11 protein-coding genes and 2 pseudogenes are annotated in these 19,575 nt (G+C 71.3%); 6 read left to right on the top strand and 7 right to left on the bottom strand.

Annotation, left to right across the window (positions count from 1 at the left end):
* Nucleotides 1–7: 7 nt before the first annotated feature.
* The 6 genes and pseudogenes from N8I87_RS15900 to N8I87_RS15875 all read right to left on the bottom strand — a co-directional run bounded on the left by N8I87_RS15900 (nucleotide 8) and on the right by N8I87_RS15875 (nucleotide 11,932).
* Nucleotides 8–2,209, bottom strand: a complete 2,202-nt coding sequence (locus N8I87_RS15900; protein WP_263209355.1) for a bifunctional glycosyltransferase/CDP-glycerol:glycerophosphate glycerophosphotransferase — start codon at nucleotides 2,207–2,209, stop codon at nucleotides 8–10.
* 125 nt (nucleotides 2,210–2,334) lie between these two features.
* Nucleotides 2,335–4,599, bottom strand: a complete 2,265-nt coding sequence (locus N8I87_RS15895; RefSeq protein WP_263209353.1) for a bifunctional glycosyltransferase/CDP-glycerol:glycerophosphate glycerophosphotransferase — start codon at nucleotides 4,597–4,599, stop codon at nucleotides 2,335–2,337.
* 165 nt (nucleotides 4,600–4,764) lie between these two features.
* Nucleotides 4,765–5,673 (bottom strand): carbohydrate ABC transporter permease, encoded by a 909-nt coding sequence (locus tag N8I87_RS15890; RefSeq protein ID WP_263209351.1) that lies wholly within the window; start codon nucleotides 5,671–5,673, stop codon nucleotides 4,765–4,767.
* On the bottom strand, nucleotides 5,670–7,013 hold the full coding sequence (locus N8I87_RS15885; RefSeq protein WP_263209349.1) for a carbohydrate ABC transporter permease: 1,344 nt from the start codon (nucleotides 7,011–7,013) through the stop codon (nucleotides 5,670–5,672). The genes N8I87_RS15890 and N8I87_RS15885 overlap by 4 nt, the downstream gene beginning before the upstream one ends.
* 6 nt (nucleotides 7,014–7,019) lie before the next feature.
* Nucleotides 7,020–8,399 (bottom strand): ABC transporter substrate-binding protein, encoded by a 1,380-nt coding sequence (locus N8I87_RS15880; protein WP_263209347.1) that lies wholly within the window; start codon nucleotides 8,397–8,399, stop codon nucleotides 7,020–7,022.
* Nucleotides 8,400–8,574: 175 nt separating this feature from the next.
* A pseudogene (locus tag N8I87_RS15875) lies at nucleotides 8,575–11,932 on the bottom strand (FHA domain-containing protein).
* 327 nt (nucleotides 11,933–12,259) lie between these two features.
* Between N8I87_RS15875 and N8I87_RS15870 the strand changes: the two are divergent.
* From N8I87_RS15870 to N8I87_RS15855, 4 genes and pseudogenes are all read left to right on the top strand, one after another.
* Nucleotides 12,260–13,917, top strand: a pseudogene (locus tag N8I87_RS15870) (serine/threonine-protein kinase).
* 111 nt (nucleotides 13,918–14,028) lie between these two features.
* A complete protein-coding gene (locus N8I87_RS15865) occupies nucleotides 14,029–15,261 on the top strand; it encodes a serine/threonine-protein kinase (protein WP_263209345.1) in 1,233 nt (410 codons plus the stop codon).
* A 105-nt stretch (nucleotides 15,262–15,366) separates the two neighbouring features.
* A complete protein-coding gene (prfB, locus tag N8I87_RS15860) occupies nucleotides 15,367–16,473 on the top strand; it encodes a peptide chain release factor 2 (protein WP_263209344.1) in 1,107 nt (368 codons plus the stop codon).
* Nucleotides 16,474–16,789: 316 nt separating this feature from the next.
* Nucleotides 16,790–17,413, top strand: coding sequence for a hypothetical protein (locus tag N8I87_RS15855; RefSeq protein WP_263209342.1), 624 nt, complete (start codon nucleotides 16,790–16,792; stop codon nucleotides 17,411–17,413).
* A 92-nt stretch (nucleotides 17,414–17,505) separates the two neighbouring features.
* On the opposite strand, the gene N8I87_RS15850 is transcribed toward N8I87_RS15855, so the two are convergent.
* Nucleotides 17,506–17,697 carry a hypothetical protein gene (locus N8I87_RS15850; protein ID WP_263209340.1) on the bottom strand — a complete coding sequence of 64 codons (192 nt, stop codon included), beginning with the start codon at nucleotides 17,695–17,697 and terminating at the stop codon, nucleotides 17,506–17,508.
* 225 nt (nucleotides 17,698–17,922) lie between these two features.
* Here N8I87_RS15850 and ftsE point away from each other — a divergent pair, with 225 nt between their 5' ends.
* Nucleotides 17,923–18,612, top strand: a complete 690-nt coding sequence (gene ftsE / locus N8I87_RS15845) for a cell division ATP-binding protein FtsE (RefSeq protein ID WP_194045450.1) — start codon at nucleotides 17,923–17,925, stop codon at nucleotides 18,610–18,612.
* Between the two features lie 41 nt (nucleotides 18,613–18,653).
* Complete coding sequence (ftsX, locus tag N8I87_RS15840) at nucleotides 18,654–19,571, top strand: permease-like cell division protein FtsX (protein ID WP_263209336.1); 918 nt, start codon at nucleotides 18,654–18,656, stop codon at nucleotides 19,569–19,571.
* The last annotated feature ends 4 nt before the right edge of the window (nucleotides 19,572–19,575 follow it).

Genomic DNA, 19,575 nt, shown 5'->3' with positions numbered 1-19,575 from the left:
GGCTCGGTCAGCTCCTCACGAGGGTCGCGGCGGCGGGGGCGGGGATGCGCTCCGCGAGCGGGATCACGGGCGGGATCGCCTCCGGCGGCCGGCCGAGCAGCACCCGCCGTACGACGCGCTCGGCGGCCAGACCGTCGTCGAACTGGCAGAACCGCTCGCGGAACGCGGCCCGCAGCGCCTTGGACTCCGGCCCCGCGTACGAGCCGTCGCGGAAGACGCGGGCGAGTTCCTCGGGCGTCTGGGCGACCGGGCCCGGCGGGGCCTCCATCAGGTCGAAGTAGACGCCGCGCGTCTCCCGGTAGACCTCCCAGTCGTCGGCGTACACGACGATCGGCCGGTCCAGGTTGGCGTAGTCGAACATGATCGACGAGTAGTCCGTGACGAGCGCGTCCGCGGCCAGGCAGACGTCCTCGGAGGAGCGGTGCCCGGTGACGTCGATGATCCGGCCGCCGCTCCGGCCGAGCCCCCGGTCGTAGAAGTAGTGCGCGCGCAGCAGGACGACCACGTCCTCACCGGCCGCCTCGCAGAAGGCCTCCAGATCGAGTCCGGTCTCGAAGCCGGTGTGGTGGTCGCGGTGGGTGGGGGCATACAGCACGGCGGTGCTGCCCTCCGGCACGCCCAGGTCCCGGCGGATGCGCGCCACGTCGTGGGCGGTCGCCGTGTAGTAGACGTCGTTGCGCGGATAGCCGTACTCCAGGGCCTCGTACGAGCCCGGGAAGGCGCGCTCCCACATCTGGGTGGAGTGGCGGTTGGAAGAGAGGTTGAAGTCCCAGCGGTCGACCCGGCCGAGCAGCTTGGCGAAGCTCCCGGTCTGGGCGGCCACCACCGGGTACGTCGACTGGTCCACGCCCATCTTCTTCAGCGGGGTGCCGTGCTGGGTCTGCAGGTGCACGCTGCCCCGTCGCTTGACGACTCCCTCGGCGAAGTTGGCGTTGTTGACCAGGTACTTGGCGCGGGCCAGTACCTCCCAGTAGCGGCGGCTGCCGATCAGCGCGTAGTCGATGCCGTCGGGCATGGCGTGCGCCTGGTCGGGCTCGACCAGGAACACCGAGCGGATGTGCGGGGCGAGTTCACGGGCCTTGGCGTGGATCGCGGCCGGGTTGCAGGCGTAGCCGCGGCCCCAGTACGCGCAGTACACGGCGAGGTCGGGGTCGAGGGGGCGGCGCAGCTGGATCTGGTAACGCAGCCGGGTGCGCAGCATGCGCGGGCGCGGGACCAGCTCGACCGCCTTGGCCGCGGCCTGGTTGGCGGTGCGCAGCGCGTGGAACGCGGTGTACGCCCCCGCCGCGAGGAGCCGGTGCTGAACACCCACGCTTCCGACCGGCATCCGGAAACCGGCCGGGCGGTGGCGGCGGTGCAGATGGCGGGCGCGGCGGAAGAAGGCCCGGTGCCCGGAGGGCAGCCGCTCGGGGTGCGCGGCGGTCTTCAGCACGGTGGCGAACAACTGCTCGAACAGCGGCCGGGTCCGCGCACCGGGCAGCCCCCGCTCGGCGGCCCGGGTCAGCACCAGTTCCACCTGGTCCAGCAGCTCGGCCTGGTGTGCGCCCGGCACATTGAGCCTGCTGCCCTGCCGCCGCAACCGGTGCCGGACGAGCACCGAGCGCAGCACCGCGAGCCGGTCCGCGGCGACCGTCGTCAGCCCGCCCCAGCCGAGGTCGGTGAAGTGGCCCGAAGGGAAGGTGAGTTGCTGCGCGGTGATGAAGGAACGGCGGTAGGCGGCGCTCCAGGCGGGCAGCCGCACGCCGGTGAGCCAGGGCGCCTGGCCCGGGGAGAACGCCCCGGCCGGGGTCCTCGCCAGCGCCGGCCCCGCCGGGTTGCTCGGCTCGCCCTCCCACCACGGCGTCCGCTCGTGCTCGAAGTACAGGACATCGACGTCGCCCGTCTCCCCGAGCCGCGCGGCGAGCGCCGTCAGCGCCCCGGGCATCAGCACGTCGTCGCCGTCGAGGAAGAGCAGATACGTGCCGGTCGCCGCCCACAGCCCGGTGTTGCGCGCCCCGCTCAGACCGGCGGTCGGCGGTGAGTGCACCGGGGTCACCCGGGAGTCCCGCTCGGCGTATCCGGCGGCGACGCCGGCGGCCGGGGACCCGGGCTCGTCGCAGACCGGGATCAGCTCGAGGTCGGCGAAGGACTGTGCGAGGACCGAGTCCAGTGCCTGGGACAGCCGGCCCGCGACCCCATGGGACGGGACGATGATGCTGAAGCGGGGCATTCTGCTCTTTCTGTTGTGGTGCGGACGCGGCCGGGCCGCCCGGTCGGCCGCCAGGTGGACGGCCGGGTGGGGGTGGGCCGCGAAGTGCTGAGGGGCATGGGAACTCCCAGTAGGGGAAACGGCGTTCAGTGGCCCTCGGTGACGGGGAGGGGGCCGGAAGGTTGCGGAAGGGTGGCGAGCGGGGTGCGGGCGAGCGCCGAGGCCGCCGACGGCGCCGGGCGGCGCTCGTCGAGCGGGGTGAACGGCGGCTTTCCCTCGGTCCGGCCCAGTACGACGTGCTGGACGACCCGCTTGGCGGCGCGTCCGTCGTCGTACGGGCAGAAGCGCTCCCGGAACGCCCAGCGCAGCCGGGCCGAGCTGGAGCCGCGCCAGTGGCCGGACGCGAAGATGTCGATCAACTCGTCCTCGCTGCGCGCGATCGCGCCCGGCGGGAAGGCGCGCAGGTCGAAGTAGGTGCCGCGGGCCGCCTCGTACACCTCCCAGTCGGCGGTGTGCACGATGATCGGCCGGTCGAGGTTGGCGTAGTCGAACATGATCGACGAGTAGTCGGTGACCAGCGCGTCCGAGGCGAGGCAGAGTGACTCGACGCTCGGGTGGTCGCTGACGTCGATGATCCGGTCGTGGGCCTCGGCGAGCGGGCCGTCGTGCCAGTAGTGGGCGCGCGTCAGGATCACGAAGCGCGGGCCCAGACAGCGCAGGATGTGGTCCAGGTCGAGGGCGAGGCGCTGGGTACGGCGGTGGTCGCGGTGGGTGGGGGCGTAGAGGATCGCGACCGAGCCGTCGGGGATGCCGAGTTCCTCGCGCAGCCGGGCCACGTCCGCCGGGGTGGCCCGCTGGAAGACGTCGTTGCGCGGGTAGCCGTACTCCAGCGTGGTGTAGCTGCCGGGGTAGACGCGCTCCCAGGTCAGGGTGGTGTGGCGGTTGGCGGACACGACGTAGTCCCACTTGTCGACGCCCCGCAGGAGCTCCGCGAAGTCCGTGTCGCGGGCGGCCGCCGGGCGTTCCTGGAGGTCCAGGCCCATGTGCTTGAGGGGGGTGCCGTGCTGGGTCTGGACGAAGACCTGGCCGGGGCGCTTGCGCAGTCGGCGGTCGAAGTTGACGTTGTTGACCAGGTACTTGGAGCGGGCCAGTGCCGTCCAGTAGGCGGCCGTGCCGGGGCGCAGCCGGTGCGGGCCAGGCGGGATCGTGTGGTGGTGCTCGGGGTGGGCGATCCACGCCGTGCGGATGTGCGGGGCGTGCGTGCGGAACGCGGCCTCCAGCGCGCCCGGGTTGCAGCCGTAGCCGCGTCCCCAGTAGGCGGCGAAGACGGCACGGTCGGCGCGCAGCGGGAGGCGCAGCTGGATGCGGTAGTGCAGCTGGAGGGCGGCGGCCTTCAGGATGCGGGCGAGCCGGGCGGCGAGCCCGAGGGTGCGGCGGCGCGCGGACATCGCCGACTGCAGGGCGCGGTAGGTGCGGTGCAGGCCGAAGCGGACGAGGGTGTGGCGCAGGCGCGAGCGCAGGGGGACACGGGCGCCGGGGGCGCGGTAACGGCGGTAGTGCGCGCGGGCCTTGATCAGGAACTCGGCGTGGGTGCCGCGCGGCAGCCGGTCGGGCTTGGTGAACACCGTCGAGAAGTGGTCGATCATGCGGCGGAACAACACCGGCCGCCAGCGGGCGAGTTCGGGCCGCTCGCCGAGGAACGCGAACACCCGGTCGTACTGCTCGAAGATGTCGAAGTGCTTGCGGCTGGTGGTGGACAGGATGTTGCCCTGGCGGCGCTGCCGGTAGTGCACGCACACCCGGTCGAGGGTCGCGATGGACTCCGCAGCCATCAGGACCGGGTAGGTCCAGGGAGTGTCCTCGTAGTAGCCCGGCGGGAAGCGGAAGCCGTTCGCCTCGACGAACTCCCGTCGGCAGGCCTTGTTCCAGGCCACCATCAGGACCCGCAGCAGCCCCGGGCGGTCGTCGAGTCGGAAGGGGGCCGGGCCCTGTTCGGTCAGCTCGCGTGCGAACTTGTTGCGGGTGGCCTCGCCCGTCCACCGGGTGCGTGCGTAGTCGTAGACCAGGACGTCCGGTTCGCCGGTCTCCTTGATCCGGTCGGCGATGGAGCGCAGCGCGTGCGGGGTGAGGGTGTCGTCGCTGTCGAGGAAGATCAGGTAGTCGCCCTGGGCGTGCTTCATGCCCGCGTTGCGGGCGCCGCCCAGGCCCTGGTTCTCCGCCAGGTGCACGGCTCGTACGCGCGCGTCGCGGGCCGCGTACTCGTTGATGATCGCCCCGCAGGCGTCCGGCGAGCAGTCGTCGACGGCGATCAGTTCGAGATCGGCACAGGACTGCGAGAGCACCGAGTCCAGGCACTCGTGCAGATAGGCCTGGACCTTGTACACGGGGACGATGACACTGAACCTGGGCACAACACATCCATGGGTCGGTCGGCGCGGGCGTTGTGCCCGGGAACGGCCGCTGGAGTGATTTGGTTACGGTTGATACGGCATGTGGGGGATGTCCGATGACCGGCGAAGGGCGAGCCGATAGCCGACCCGCCCTTCGAATGTGGCCTTTTTGCCGGGATTTGACGGCTATTTGACCGCCCCTGCCATCACGCCCGACACGAACTGCCGCTGGAACGCGAAGAAGACGGCCAGCGGGATCACCATGGAGATGAACGCCCCGGGTGCCAGTACGTCGATGTTGTTCCCGAACTGGCGTACCTGCGTCTGCAGTGCCACCGTGATCGGCTGCGTGCCCGACTTGGTGAACACCAGGGCGACCAGCATGTCGTTCCACACCCACAGGAACTGGAAGATGCCCAGGCTCGCGATCGCGGGCCCGCCCAGAGGCATCACCACCCGTGCGAACAGGCGCAGTTCACCGGCGCCGTCGAGCCGGGCGGCCTCCAGCAGTTCGCGGGGGATCTCCGCGAAGAAGTTCCGCAGCAGGAACACCGCGAACGGCAGACCGAAGCCCACATGGAACAGGATCACCCCGAAGATCGTCCCGAACAGGCCGATCTTTCCGAACAGTTCGGCGATCGGGATCAGCGCCACCTGTACGGGCACCACCAGCAGACTGACCACGCCCAGGAACCACCAGTCGCGGCCCGGGAACTCCATCCACGCGAACGCGTAGCCCGCGAGGGAGCCGATGACCACGACCAGGACCGTCGCCGGAACCGTGATCAGGACCGTGTTCCACAGGGAGTCGGTGATGTCGCCGTTCTCCAGCAGCCTCTGATAGCTGTCGAAGGTCAGCTGGGAGGGCTGGGCGAACACCTTCCACCAGCCGCTCGCGCTCATGTCGTCCGGCGAGCGCAGCGAGGAGATGAGCAGACCGATCGTCGGTACCAGCCAGAACAGGCCGACGACCAGCAGGAAGGTACGCACCAGCCCCCCGCTGAGCCGCCCGGCGATCCGCGAGCCCAGTGACTGCCTCGCCTTCACGCTCTCGACGGGGGCCGTCTTGCCGATGCTTCCGGCATGCGTCGTCATCGCCTGCCCTCCTGCCTCAGCCGGCGAATGTTGAACCACATCACAGGGATCACGAGCAGCAGCAGGAACACCGCGATCGCGCTCGCGATGCCCGGCTGGTCCTCCGCGAAGCCCTTCCGGTACAGCTCCAGGGCGAGCACGTTCGCGTCGTCCTGGGAGGAGCCCGGCGCGATGATGAAGACCAGGTCGAAGACCTTCAGCACGTTGATCATCAGTGTCACGGTGACGACCGCGAGGACCGGGGCGAGCAGCGGCACCGTGATCTTCCGGAACACCTGCCACTCGTTCGCCCCGTCGACGCGTGCCGCCTCCAGCAACTCCCGGGGCACGCCCGCGAGTCCAGCCGCGATCAGCACCATCGCGAAGCCCGCCCACATCCAGACGTACGACCCGATGATGGCCGGGGTGACCAGCGACGGGCCGAGCCAGTCGACGCCGTTGTACGGCGCCTTGAAGTTGCTCGCCGGAAGCCGCAGTCGAGCGCCGTCCGCGGCGGCGGGGAGCGTGAAGGTGCCGTCGGCGGCCGCCTTCGCCGAGGCCACCACCTTGCCGTCCTTCACCGCCTCGATCCTCATCCCCGAGTAGCCCAGCTCGGACGGGTCGGGAGCGCCGAGCCTTCCGACGCCCTTGCCGCGCGTGAAGTCCTGCCAGGTCGTACCGGTGATCTTCCCCGGCTCGGGCTTCGCCGCCACGGCCTTCTTCGCGCTGTCGGGCATCTGGTCCGGGGCCACGCCCACCAGGGGCAGCGCGACCGTCTCGCCCGTGTGCACGGTCGCCGAGGTGAGGAATCCGCCCGCGTCGGGCTCGAGCGGCGACTGGCGTCCCGGGTGCGCCTTCGGGAACGCCGACGACTGGGCGAAGGTGTCGTGGACACCGACCCACACGGCGTTGGCGACCCCCTTGTCCGGATCCTGGTCGTACACCAGCCGGAAGATGATCCCGGCGGCCAGCATCGAGATCGCCATCGGCATGAAGACGACCAGCTTGAACGCCGTTCCCCAGCGCACCCGTTCGGTCAGCACCGCGAAGATCAGACCGAGGGCCGTGGAGACCGTGGGCGCGAACACCACCCAGATGATGTTGTTCTTCAGGGCCGTGCGGATGCCGTCATCCGTGAACAGGGCCTTGTAGTTGTCGACTCCGGTGAAGCCGTCGCCCGAGGAGTTGTACAAGCTGCGGACGAGCGAGTACCCGATCGGGTAGACCACGAGCGCGCCGAGCAGCACCAGGGCGGGCAGCAGGAAGAGTGCCGCCACGGTCCTGCGGGTGCCGGTCACGCTCTTGCGACTCTTCGGTGCGGCAGGGGCCGGTGAGGCCCCTGCCGTCGCGGCCGACGACATTCCGGATCAGCTTCCGCTGCCGTACGCCGCCGCCGCGTCCTTCTCCAGCTTCGCCTGGGTGCCCGCCACGTCCTTCGGGTTCTTCAGGAAGTCCTGGAGGTCCTTCCACTCGCCCTTGCCGGGCGTGCCGCCGAAGGCCTGCGGGGCCTGGTCGGACATGTCGAAGCGGAAGTCGTCGCCCGAGGCGATCAGCGCCTTGGCGATGGTCTGCTGCACCGCGTTCGGGTACGCCGAGGCCGGCACGTTCTTGTTCGGGGAGAGATAGCCGCCCAGCTTCGCCTGGATCGTCGCCGCGTCCGGCGAGGCCAGGAAGGTGGCCAGCGCCTGGGCGCCCTTGGAGTCCTTCAGGATGACGGCCGCGTCGCCGCCGGAGACCACCGGCGCGGTGGAACCCACCGCCGGGAACGGGAACACCTTGGCGTCCGTGCCCACCTTCGCCTTGGTCTCACCGATGTTGACCTGCGCGAAGTCGCCCTCGTAGACCATGGCCGCCTTCGGCTGGTCACCGCCCGTGAAGGTCTGGGTGACCGAGGCCGGGAACTCCGTCTGCAGCGCGCCGTCCGCGCCGCCCGCCACATAGTCCTTCTTGCCCCAGATCTGGGCGAGCGTGGTGAGCGCCTGCTTCACCGACGGATCCGTCCACTTGATCTTGTGCTGGGCGAGCTGGTCGTACTTCTCCGGACCCGCCTGGGACAGATAGACGTTCTCGAACCAGTCGGTGAGGGTCCAGCCGTCGGCGCCGCCGACCGAGAACGGGGTGACACCGGAGTCGTACACCGCCTGGGCCGCCGTCAGCAGCTCCTGCCAGGTCTTCGGCCCCTTGGCGCCCGCGTTCTCGAACGCCTTGGCGTTGTACCAGATCAGCGACTTGTTGGCGGCCTTGTAGTAGACGCCGTACTGCTTGCCGTCGACCTTGCCGATGTCCTGCCAGCCCTGCGAGTAGTTCTTGGCGAGCTCCGCCTGCGCCTCGGCGCCCAGCGGCTTGGCCCACTTCTTGTCCACGGCCTGCTTGATGGCGCCGGGCTGCGGGAGCATCGCGACGTCCGGCGGCTGACCGCCGGCGATCTTCGAACCGAGGAAGTTGATGATCGGGTCCTGGGCGGGCACGAAGGTGACCTTCGCCCCCGTGCGCTTCTCGAACTCCCCGAGGACCTGCTTGAAGTTCTTCTGTTCCTGGCCGGTCCAGACGGCGGCGACCTCCAGGTTCACGCCGTCCAGCTTGGGAAGGTCGAGGCCGGAGCCGGTCGCGGTGGTGCTGCTGCTCTCGGTGCCGCCCTTCTTGTCGTCGTTGCTGGAGCAGGCGGTGAGCGCGAGTGCTCCCGCGAGGAGGGTGGCGAGTGTGGTGACGGCCCTGTTTGTCCGGATGGTGTTGCTCTTGCTACGCATCACTGCCCCGTTCTTCGTTCTCCGTTGAACGTCCGAGCGCTGTGCCGTGCGGTCCGGTCTACGCCCGGCTGCTTGAACGCGGCAAGAGCGCCTGCGCTGTCAAGTGGGGGATCGTGACCGCGTCGTGATCAGCGGGCTGGGGTGCCTCCCGTCGCACGGGCCGGTGTGCCGCCCGTCACAGGAGCGAAGGTATCTCCACCGCCGCGACCTCCCGTGCCGCCCGCTCCACCGCGCTGGCCAGCAGCGCCAGGTCGGTCGGGCCGTTGCCGAGCTCGCGCACGGGCCGGCGGGCCGGTGGGTCGCCCATGCGGTGCCAGTCCAGCGGGACGACCGTGGGGCGCTGGGTCGCGGTACGCGGGATACGGCCCGTCACCCGGCCCCCCTGGAACGCGGTCACGCGTCCGGCCGAGGTCAACCGCCCGCGCCCCGGCGCCGGTTCGTCGGGTCCGGAGGCCGGTGCGTCCAGGGCGACGCGCAGGGTGGCCCGGCGGGCCGGTTCCGTCTCCGCCGTACGGCCGCCGGGCCCGGACGCAGCCACCAGATGGACGCCGAGTCGCTCGCCCTCCTTGGCCACCGCCTCCAGCGCCCGCATCACGGACCCCGCCGCGGGCCGCCCCGGCGAACCCAGCGCCGGAGAGACCAGCGCGTCGAGATCGTCGACGACCACCACGAGGCGGGGCAACGGCGGTGCCACCTCGGTCTGCTGACGGGACGCCGCCGCGGGCCGCAGCCGCAGCGTGGAGCTGGGCGGGGTGTCGAGGTCCCCGGCCCCGGACGGGGCGGGGCGTCCGCTCGCCGTGCGCTGCGTGACCATACGGCCCGACAGCGCGCGGTGCGCGTGCCACTCGGCGAAGCCGTCCCGGCCGAGCAGTTCGGCCCGCCGCTTCAGCTCGGCGCTCAGGGACTGGGCGAACTCCCGCATACGCACCGGGTCGTTCGCGGTGAGGTGGGTCGTGACATGCGGGATGTCCGTGCAGACGCGCAGGCCCTCGCCGTGGCCTCCGGCCGTGCCGACGCCGTCCCGGCCGTCGATCAGGACGACGCCCAGCCGGTCGGGGCGCTCGGCGGCGGCGAGCGAGGCGACGACCGCCCGCAGCAGCTCCGTACGGCCGCTGCCGGACGGCCCCTCGATCAGCAGATGCGGTCCGTCGGTCACCAGGTCCGCGCCGAGCGGGCCGCGCGGACCGGCGCCGAGCACGGCCACGGCCCGGCCGGCCGGTGACTCCGTGTCGTCGGCCGCGTCCGCCCAGCGCGCCATCAGCGACGCGGGGGTGGCCCGGGCCAGCCCCAGCTCGTCGAGCAGCCGCGCCGACCGGGGCAGCGGCGCGGCCACGCGCGCGTGCCGCTCGCCGACGGCACCGTCCGTGCGCAACGGCGCCAGCGCCCGTGCGAACCGCTCGGCCCAGGCCGGGGAGACCGCGTCGACCGAGGCGACCGTGCCGGGGCCCACGGGAACGGCCGGGCCGCTGGGGGAGTCCGTGCGCGCCACCCGCATCAGATGCAGCGCCGTGGCCACGTCGCCGCCGAGCAGCGCCACGGCACCGCACTCACGGAACGTCGGCGCCACCGCGCACGCCGCCTCGTACGTCTCCGTCACCGGCGAGGCGGGCGAGGCGGGGTCCGTCTCGGCCAGACACACGACGTGGATCCCGGCCCGGGGCCCCTCCACCGCCAGCCGCGCCACCGCCTCGCGCAGACCGGTTCCGCCCGGGTCGCCGTCCACGACGACCACGGTGTACGGGCCGGCGAAGCCGCCCGTGCCGTCCTCGCCGAAGTCGTCCCGCGCCCAGGAGGGCCGCCGGGCCGGACGCCGCTCACCGTCGACGGGCCGGGGAATCCCACTGAGCGCAGGCCGCGCCGCCGTCCCGTCGGCCACCTGGTCCTCCAGGCGGTGCAGGAGTTCCGCGGTGCGGGCCGCGGCCTGTTCACGGTCGTGGGCGAGCAGCAGCCGGCAGTCCTGGCCGTGGCCCGGGCGCACATGCGGGAGCCAGCCCAGCCAGGACCACTCGGCGGTGCGCTCCTCCAGGGTGCGCGCGCGGTCCGCGCTGATCAGGACGATCTCCAGCGAGTCGGGGGAGTGCAGCGCGGCGAGCTGCGCCAGCACCGCGCGGGCCAGCCCCGACAGCCGCGCGCGCGCGCCCGGCCAGGCCCAGCGCACCCGCCTCGCGCAGATCGGCGGTCACGGGCACGGCGGGCAGCAGGCCCGCGCCGTCCGGCGCCGATCGGTCGGCGGTGCCCAGCCGGACCGTGAGGGTCTCGGGGTGTCCCGGCCCGCGCTCCCACAGCCGCGGCCCGGGGCCCAGCGCCGTCAGCAGCAGGGCTGCCGGATCCGGCCAGGTGTCGGGCTGCTGGGGGACACCGGCCGCCGGGGCGGTGGCCTCACCGGCACCCTGCTCGCCGTACGCCTCGCGCCCGGCGGCCGGTTGCTCCGCGCGGCCGCCGGTGAGCCGCCGCGCCCACGCGCCTATACCGCCGCGCCGACGCAGGCCCTGGGGCACCTCGGTGCCACGCAGGGGAGTGCCCTTGCGCCCGGCGGGAAGTCCGTCCTCACGCGCGCGTGCGTCGGAGTGGGGGGCGTCCGGTGCCGTGTCGTGTCCCGTCGTACCGGAGAAGGCGGCGCCCGTGCCGCCGGCTCCGAAGCGGCCGGCGTGGGTGTCCCCGCCCCGGCTCTCGATCCTGGGCGCGCCGCCCTGTTCCGGGACGACCGGCGGCTCCACGGGGAGGTGCTCCTGGGCGCCCTGGGAGTCCCAGCCGGCCGGGCCGTACGCGTGATGTGTGCGTGCGCCGGGAGCGTCGCCGCCCGCGGTGCCGTCCTCGCGCGCGTGGGGCGCCGGATCGTCGGCAGCGGTCCCCGACCCGCCCGGGGTCACCCGGACGCACCCCTCCCCGTCGGGCACGGTCTCCACCCGCGCTCCCGGTCCCCCGCACGGAGTGAGCCGCAGAGCCGATTCGCCGATCCTCAGCAGGGCCCCCGGAGGGAAGCGCACCGGGCGGGTGTCCACCCGAGTGCCGTCCAGGGCCGTTCCGTTCGTGGAGTCGAGGTCGGCGACCGAGACGCGGCCGTCGGCGGCCACGGTCACCGCACAGTGCAGCCGGGAGACGTCCGGGTCGTCGAGCGGGACGTCGGCGTCGGCGGAGCGGCCGATGGTGACCTGGCCGCCGTGCAGGAGATGGACCCCGCCCGCGTCCGGGCCCGCCACCACGTGCAGCTGGGTCGGGGCGTCGTCCAGCTCGGGATGCGCCTCGGGCTCGACGGGTGCGCCCAGGGACAGTACGGCGCCGTCGACCAGCGGGGGCTCGCCGAGGGTGCGGCGCCGGGCGTCCAGCCGCTCCGCCCCCGCGTACAGCACGACCGCGGCGGCCGCGGACTCGCGGCCCGGGCTGCCGTCTCCGGTGACCGCCGAGCCCAGGGCCGACGCCACCGCCGCCAGGTCCGTGCCGGCGGGCGCCGTGACCAGCACGTCGCGGCTCGCGGCGCGGCCCCGCCCCAGGGACGGGCCCAGCGGGTCTACGACGGTCAGCCGGATCTGCATCGCCGTCAGCGGTCCCTTCTGCACGGGCGCGGACTACCCCCCACCCCACGAGCACGTCGGCCAGTACTGCAGGCATCCTCGCACCTGTCACTGACAATCCGCCCGCGACCCGGTATCAAGTGATCTTGATTGGTCAGCTCTGCCCCTAAAAGTGCCTGACCAGTACCTCGCCGACGATCACTTGAGATCGGTCACGTCCGGGCCTGGCAACCAGGCGGCCAAGGCGAGCGTCTTTCCATCGAACATGCTGGGGAACGCTTACGTAGTGCCCTACGGAGCGGCACTAGAGTGGATCGGAACACCAGCCATCAGCAGGGAGCGCATGACGTGCGGCCGGTAGGCAGCAAGTACCTCCTGGAGGAGCCGCTCGGACGCGGCGCCACCGGGACCGTCTGGCGAGCCCGCCAGCGTGAGACCGCGGGCGCCGAGGCGGCCGTGCCCGGACAGCCCGGTGAGACCGTCGCGATCAAGGTCCTCAAGGAGGAGCTCGCGAGCGACGCGGACATCGTGATGCGGTTCCTGCGGGAACGGTCCGTCCTGCTCCGGCTGACCCACCCGAACATCGTCCGGGTCCGCGACCTGGTGGTCGAGGGCGAACTGCTGGCCCTGGTCATGGACCTCGTCGAGGGCCCCGACCTGCACCGCTACCTGCGCGAGAACGGCCCGCTCACACCCGTCGCCGCGGCCCTGATGACCGCCCAGATCGCCGACGCGCTCGCCGCCAGCCACGCCGACGGCGTCGTCCACCGCGATCTGAAGCCCGCCAACGTGCTGCTCCAGCAGCACGAGGGCCGGATGCACCCGCTGCTGACCGACTTCGGCATCGCGCGCCTCGCCGACTCCCCGGGCCTCACCCGCACCCACGAGTTCGTCGGCACGCCCGCGTACGTCGCGCCGGAGTCCGCCGAGGGCCGCCCGCAGACCTCCGCGGTCGACATCTACGGCGCCGGCATCCTGCTGTACGAGCTGGTCACCGGCCGTCCCCCGTTCGCCGGCGGGAGCGCCCTGGAGGTGCTCCACCAGCACCTCAGCGCCGAGCCGCGCCGCCCGTCCACCGTGCCCGACCCGCTGTGGACGGTCATAGAGCGCTGTCTGCGCAAGAACCCGGACGAACGGCCCAGCGCCGAGAACCTCGCGCGCGGGCTGCGTGTCGTCGCCGAGGGCATCGGTGTGCACGCGAATGCGGCGCAGATCGCCGCCGCGGAGGGCGTGGGCGCCCTGCTGGCCCCCGACCCGGCGCCGACCGCCGTACCGGGTGCGCCCGGGGCCGCCGACCCGACCCAGGTGCTGCCGAGCGGCTCGGCGCCCGGCGCGTTCGACCCGAACGCGGCGACCAGCGTCCTGCCGCACACCGGTGGTCCGGCGGGCGCGGCCGACCCCACCGCCGTACTGCCGAACACCGGGGCGGCGGACCCGACCGCCGTCATGCCGCAGCACCAGCCGGGCGGCGGGCAGCAGCCCGACCAGCCGCACCCCTGGCAGACCCAGCTGCGCGCGGCCCGCGACCGCAACGAGCAGACGCAGATCCAGTACCTCGACCCGAACGAGGACCCGCTGCGCCGCCGGCCCCAGCGGCAGGTGGCCCGCCCCCAGCAGCAGCAGCCGCGACAGCAGCCCCAGCAGCGTCCGCAGCCGCGGCGGCAGCAGCAGGGCCCGCCGCCCGGTTACGGCCTACCGCAGCAGTACGCCCCGCAGCAGCAGCCCCAGCGGTACGCGCCGCTACCGCACCGGCGGAGCCCCGGCGCCCGGCGCGCGAGCCCCGGCAGCGCAGCGCCAACCCGATGAAGATCCCCGGGCTCGGCTGTCTGAAGGGCTGCCTGTTCGTGATCGTCATCGTGGTCGTCGCGGGCTGGCTCATCTGGGACCTGACCCCGCTGCACACCTGGATCGGGCAGGGCAAGGGCTACTGGAACCAGCTGAGTGACCTGGTGAGCACGGTGTCCGGCTGGGTCAAGGACCTGGGCAACGCCACCAGCGGCAACTGATCGCCAGTCTGTGGATTTGTCGACACCTGGCGGGTGATTTCTGTCTCCGTGGTGAAGGTCGGCACGTCGGACGCGTACTTTTAACGACAACACGCGTCTGTAGGAGCAGTCTTGGCACGGAAGATCGGCAGCCGGTACACCGCCAACCAGATCCTGGGGCGGGGCAGCGCCGGCACGGTGTGGCTGGGCGAGGGTCCGGAGGGTCCCGTCGCCATCAAGCTGCTGCGCGAGGATCTCGCGTCCGACCAGGAGCTCGTCGGACGCTTCGTGCAGGAGCGCACGGCGCTGCTCGGGCTCGAGCATCCGAACGTCGTGTCGGTGCGCGACCTGGTCGTGGACGGCAACGACCTGGCGCTCGTCATGGACCTGGTCCGGGGCACGGACCTGCGCACCCGCCTGGAGCGGGAACGCCGGCTGGCGCCCGAGGCGGCGGTGGCGATCGTCGCGGACGTGGCGGACGGGCTGGCCGCGGCGCACGCGGCCGGGGTCGTGCACCGGGACGTGAAGCCGGAGAACGTGCTGCTGGACATGCAGGGGCCGCTGGGCCCCGGCGGTGCGCACCCCGCCCTGCTGACGGACTTCGGCGTCGCCAAGCTGATCGACTCCCCGAAGCGGACCCGTGCCACGAAGATCATCGGTACGCCGGACTATCTGGCCCCGGAGATCGTGGAGGGGCTGCCCCCGCGCGCGGCGGTGGACATCTACGCCCTGGCGACCGTGCTCTACGAGCTGCTGGCCGGATTCACGCCGTTCGGCGGCGGGCACCCCGGGGCGGTGCTGCGGCGGCACGTGACCGAGACGGTCGTACCGCTGCCGGGGATTCCGGAAGAGCTGTGGCAGCTGATCGTGCAGTGCCTCGCGAAGGGGCCGGCCTCGCGGCTGCGGGCGTCCGAGCTGGCGGCGCGACTGCGGGAGCAGCTGCCGCTGCTGGCCGGGATGCCGCCGCTGGACGTGGACGAGCCGGATTCGGAGGCGGCCGAGGAGACGGAGTCCGCGGAGCCGGTTCCCGCGTCGGCGGGCGAGCCGGTACGACGACGGGGAGCGGTGTCCCTCGTCCCCGGCGCACGCCCGGACTCCAACCGGGACACGCATACGTCGATGAGGGTCCCGGGCCCCGACGAGCTCGCCGGCGGCGCGCGGGGCACGGCCAGAGCCCCCCGGGCCTCGGGAGCACCCCGCCCCGGCTCCGCCCGCCACCGTGCCGTCACCCGCCGCCGGAGGATCACCCTGGGCGTGGCCGGCGCGGTACTGGCGGCGGCGGTCGGCGCGGGCGCATGGTGGGCAACCTCGGACGACAACGCGGACGCGCCCCCGAAGGACACACACACATCATCGACACCCTGACCGGACCCGGTCAGGGTGCCCGGTGGTGCCCGCCCCAGGCAGGGCAGGGAGGGTGCCGGGGCACTCTCGGGCGGGGTCGGGCGGCGGAGCCGTTACGCTGGAGGCGTGGCAGTCCTCGATGTATCCGAAGAGCTCAAGTCCCTCTCCTCGACCATGGAGTCGATCGAGGCCGTTCTGGACCTCGACAAGCTGAGGGCAGACATCGCCGTGCTCGAGGAGCAGGCGGCCGCGCCGTCCCTGTGGGACAACCCGGACGAGGCGCAGAAGATCACCAGCAAGCTGAGCCATCTGCAGGCCGAGGTCAGGAAGGCCGAGGCGCTGCGGGGGCGGATCGACGATCTCGCCGTGCTCTTCGAGATGGCCGAGGAGGAGGACGACCCGGACACCCGCGCCGAGGCGGAGTCTGAGCTCGCCGCCGTCCGCAAGGCGCTGGACGAGATGGAGGTCCGGACGCTGCTCAGCGGTGAGTACGACTCCCGTGAGGCGCTCGTCAACATCCGGGCGGAAGCCGGTGGCGTCGACGCCGCCGACTTTGCCGAAAAGCTTCAGCGCATGTATCTGCGCTGGGCCGAGCAGCGCGGCTACAAGACCGAGGTCTACGAGACCTCGTACGCGGAGGAGGCGGGCATCAAGTCCACCACCTTCGCCGTCCAGGTGCCGTACGCCTACGGAACGCTCTCGGTCGAGCAGGGCACGCACCGCCTCGTGCGTATCTCGCCCTTCGACAACCAGGGCCGCCGCCAGACCTCCTTCGCGGGTGTCGAGGTCCTGCCCGTCGTGGAGCAGTCCGACCACGTCGAGATCGACGAGTCCGACCTGCGCATCGACGTCTACCGGTCCTCCGGCCCCGGTGGCCAGGGCGTCAACACCACCGACTCCGCCGTGCGCATCACGCACATTCCCACCGGCATCGTCGTCTCCTGCCAGAACGAGCGGTCGCAGATCCAGAACAAGGCCACCGCCATGAACGTGCTGCAGGCCAAGCTCCTCGAGCGGCGCCGGCAGGAGGAGCAGGCCAAGATGGACGCCCTCAAGGGCGACGGCGGCAACTCCTGGGGCAACCAGATGCGTTCGTACGTGCTCCACCCGTACCAGATGGTCAAGGACCTGCGGACGGAGCACGAAGTCGGCAACCCCGAGGCCGTGTTCAACGGTGAGATCGACGGCTTCCTGGAGGCCGGCATTCGCTGGCGCAAGCAGCAGGAGAAGTAATCGGGAAGAGTTGATTTGTCGACTTGGTAGTCCCTGACAACTGCCGCCCTCGAGGCGGCAGTTGGCATTTGTCTGGGTTTTACGTCACAGTCACAAGTCCCAACCACCGGCAAACGCCCCGCAAGTGGACATCACGCGCGCAACGGCCTTGACGTTGCTATGAAAAATCGGAAGGGTAAAGCGTGGCATGCGTATCTCTGGGGCGCATGTGAACCGGGGGACTTGAGCTACAGCGGATTTCGTCAGCCGCCCCCGTCGATCACCGCCGTCCCCAGGCGCCGCTCATTGACACTCAGCTACTGGGGGTAGCCAAAACATGACCAATAAGACGCGGATCCGGATCGCGCGGATTGCCGCCGGTGCCGTGATCGCCGCCGGTGCCTCGCTGACCGCCGCGGGCGCCGCCTCCGCCACGGAGTCGGACGACTGCGTGCTCGGCGTGCTGTGCGCCGACGAGTCGCCGACCCCGGACCCGACCGACACGGCCGTCCCGACCCAGCTCCCGACGGAGACCACGGTCCCCACCGACGAGCCGACGGACCCCACGGAGGAGCCCACCGAGCCCACCGAGGAGCCGACCACCGACCAGCCCTCCGAGCAGCCCACCTCCAACCCGACGCACGGCAACGGCGGCGGGAACGGTAATGGGAACGGGAACGGGAACGGCCACGGCAACGGCAATGGCCAGGGCAACGGTGGCGGTAACAGCAACACCGACCCCGACGGCGGCTCCGGCACCTCCGCCCAGGAGGAGGGCACCTCCGCCCTCACCGACACGTCCTCCGGCACCCAGGCCCAGGGCAACGGCAAGCAGCTCGCCGAGACCGGTGCCGGCCAGACCGCGTTCCTGATCGTCGGCGCCGCCACCATGATCGCCGGTGGCATCGGCTTCCGCATCCTCCCGCGCCTCGTGGGCGGCCGGGGCGGTGCGGCCGCCTGACGGTGGCCGAGCGATTACGGAACGTACCCACGTCGTACGTAGAAGGGCCCGGAGCCTGTCGCTCCGGGCCCTTCAGCCGTCCTGTGGCCGCTCTACGCGGTCTGGTGCGCCAGCAGCGCCACCGCGGCGATCAGCACCGCCAGCAGCGCGATCAGCGCCATCGGGTTCAGTCCCGCGAGGAAGTGCTCCTGCTGCAGCCGCTCGCGGTTGGCGCGGCACACAGGGCACCGGCCCTCGTTCACGGGCGCCGCGCAGTTCGCGCACACCAACCGGTCGTACGTCATGCGCTCGCCCTCCTTGCACCGGCCTTCACCTACACAACGCTTCCCGGAACGAGAACGTTCCCCCTCCACTGTGCCAGGTTCCAAGACAAAGGGCGCGGTCGTCCGGAGAGAGCCCACCGGCACAAAAGCGCACAACCCACACGCAACCCCTACTGGCGACTGCACTCACGCACCTGGTTCGCGTATGGTCACGCACACCTACCCCCGGCGACCCGTGGTGCATCCGTGATCCGATTCGACAATGTCTCCAAGGTCTACCCCAAGCAGACCCGCCCCGCGCTCAGGGATGTGTCCCTGGAAGTGGAGAAGGGCGAGTTCGTCTTCCTCGTGGGGTCCTCCGGCTCCGGAAAGTCCACCTTCCTGCGGCTGATCCTCCGCGAGGAGCGGTGCAGCCATGGTCAGGTGCACGTCCTGGGCAAGGACCTCGCCCGCCTCTCCAACTGGAAGGTGCCGCAGATGCGCCGCCAGCTGGGGACGGTGTTCCAGGACTTCCGGCTCCTGCCGAACAAGACGGTCGCGGAGAACGTGGCCTTCGCACAGGAGGTGATCGGCAAGTCACGCGGCGAGATCCGCAAGTCCGTGCCGCAGGTGCTCGATCTCGTCGGGCTCGGCGGCAAGGACGACCGGATGCCCGGCGAGCTGTCCGGCGGTGAGCAGCAGCGCGTGGCGATCGCCCGCGCGTTCGTCAACCGGCCAAAGCTGCTGATCGCGGACGAGCCCACCGGCAACCTCGACCCGCAGACCTCCGTCGGCATCATGAAACTGCTCGACCGGATCAACCGGACGGGCACCACCGTGGTGATGGCGACGCACGACCAGAACATCGTGGACCAGATGCGCAAGCGCGTCATCGAGCTGGAAAAGGGCCGCCTCGTCCGCGACCAGGCCCGCGGCGTCTACGGCTACCAGCACTGACCGCCCCGACGCTCCACGACGGAAAGGCTTAACCAGACGCCATGCGCGCCCAGTTCGTTCTGTCGGAGATCGGTGTCGGTCTCCGCCGCAATCTGACGATGACCTTCGCCGTCATCGTCTCCGTCGCCCTGTCCCTGGCCCTGTTCGGCGGTTCGCTGCTGATGAGCGACCAGGTCAGCACCATGAAGGGCTACTGGTACGACAAGGTCAACGTCTCGATCTTCCTCTGCAACAAGAGCGACGCCGATTCCGATCCCAACTGCGCCAAGGGCGCGGTCACCGAGGACCAGAAGAAGCAGATCATCTCCGACCTGAAGAAGATGCCGGTCGTCGAGAAGGTCAGCTACGAGTCGCAGGACGAGGCGTACAAGCACTACAAGGAGCAGTTCGGCGACTCCCCGCTGGCCAGTTCGCTCACGCCGGACCAGATGCAGGAGTCGTACCGGATCAAGCTCAAGAACCCACAGAAATATCAGGTGATCGCAACCGCCTTCGACGGACGTGACGGTGTGCAGTCGGTGCAGGACCAGAAGGGGATCCTGGACAACCTCTTCGGGCTGCTGAACCTGATGAACCGGGCCGCGCTCGGCGTGATGGCGCTGATGCTGATCGTCGCACTGCTGCTGATCGTCAACACGGTGCGTGTCTCCGCGTTCAGCCGTAGGCGCGAGACCGGGATCATGCGACTGGTCGGCGCCTCCGGCTTCTACATCCAGGCGCCGTTCATCATGGAGGCCGCGGTCGCCGGTCTGATCGGCGGCGGACTCGCCTGCTTCTTCCTGGTCGTGGGGCGCTACTTCACCATCGACCACGGCATGGCCCTGTCCTCGAAGCTCAATCTGATCAACTTCGTGGGCTGGGACGCCGTGTTGACCAAGCTCCCGCTGATCCTCGCCACGAGCGTGCTGATGCCCGCCCTTGCCGCATTCTTCGCGCTGCGCAAGTACCTGAAGGTGTGATGCA

This window comes from Streptomyces sp. HUAS 15-9, assembly GCF_025642155.1.
Taxonomy (GTDB): domain Bacteria; phylum Actinomycetota; class Actinomycetes; order Streptomycetales; family Streptomycetaceae; genus Streptomyces.
Note: the sequence above shows the minus strand (reverse complement) of the source record. Positions and strands in the feature narration are given on the sequence as shown.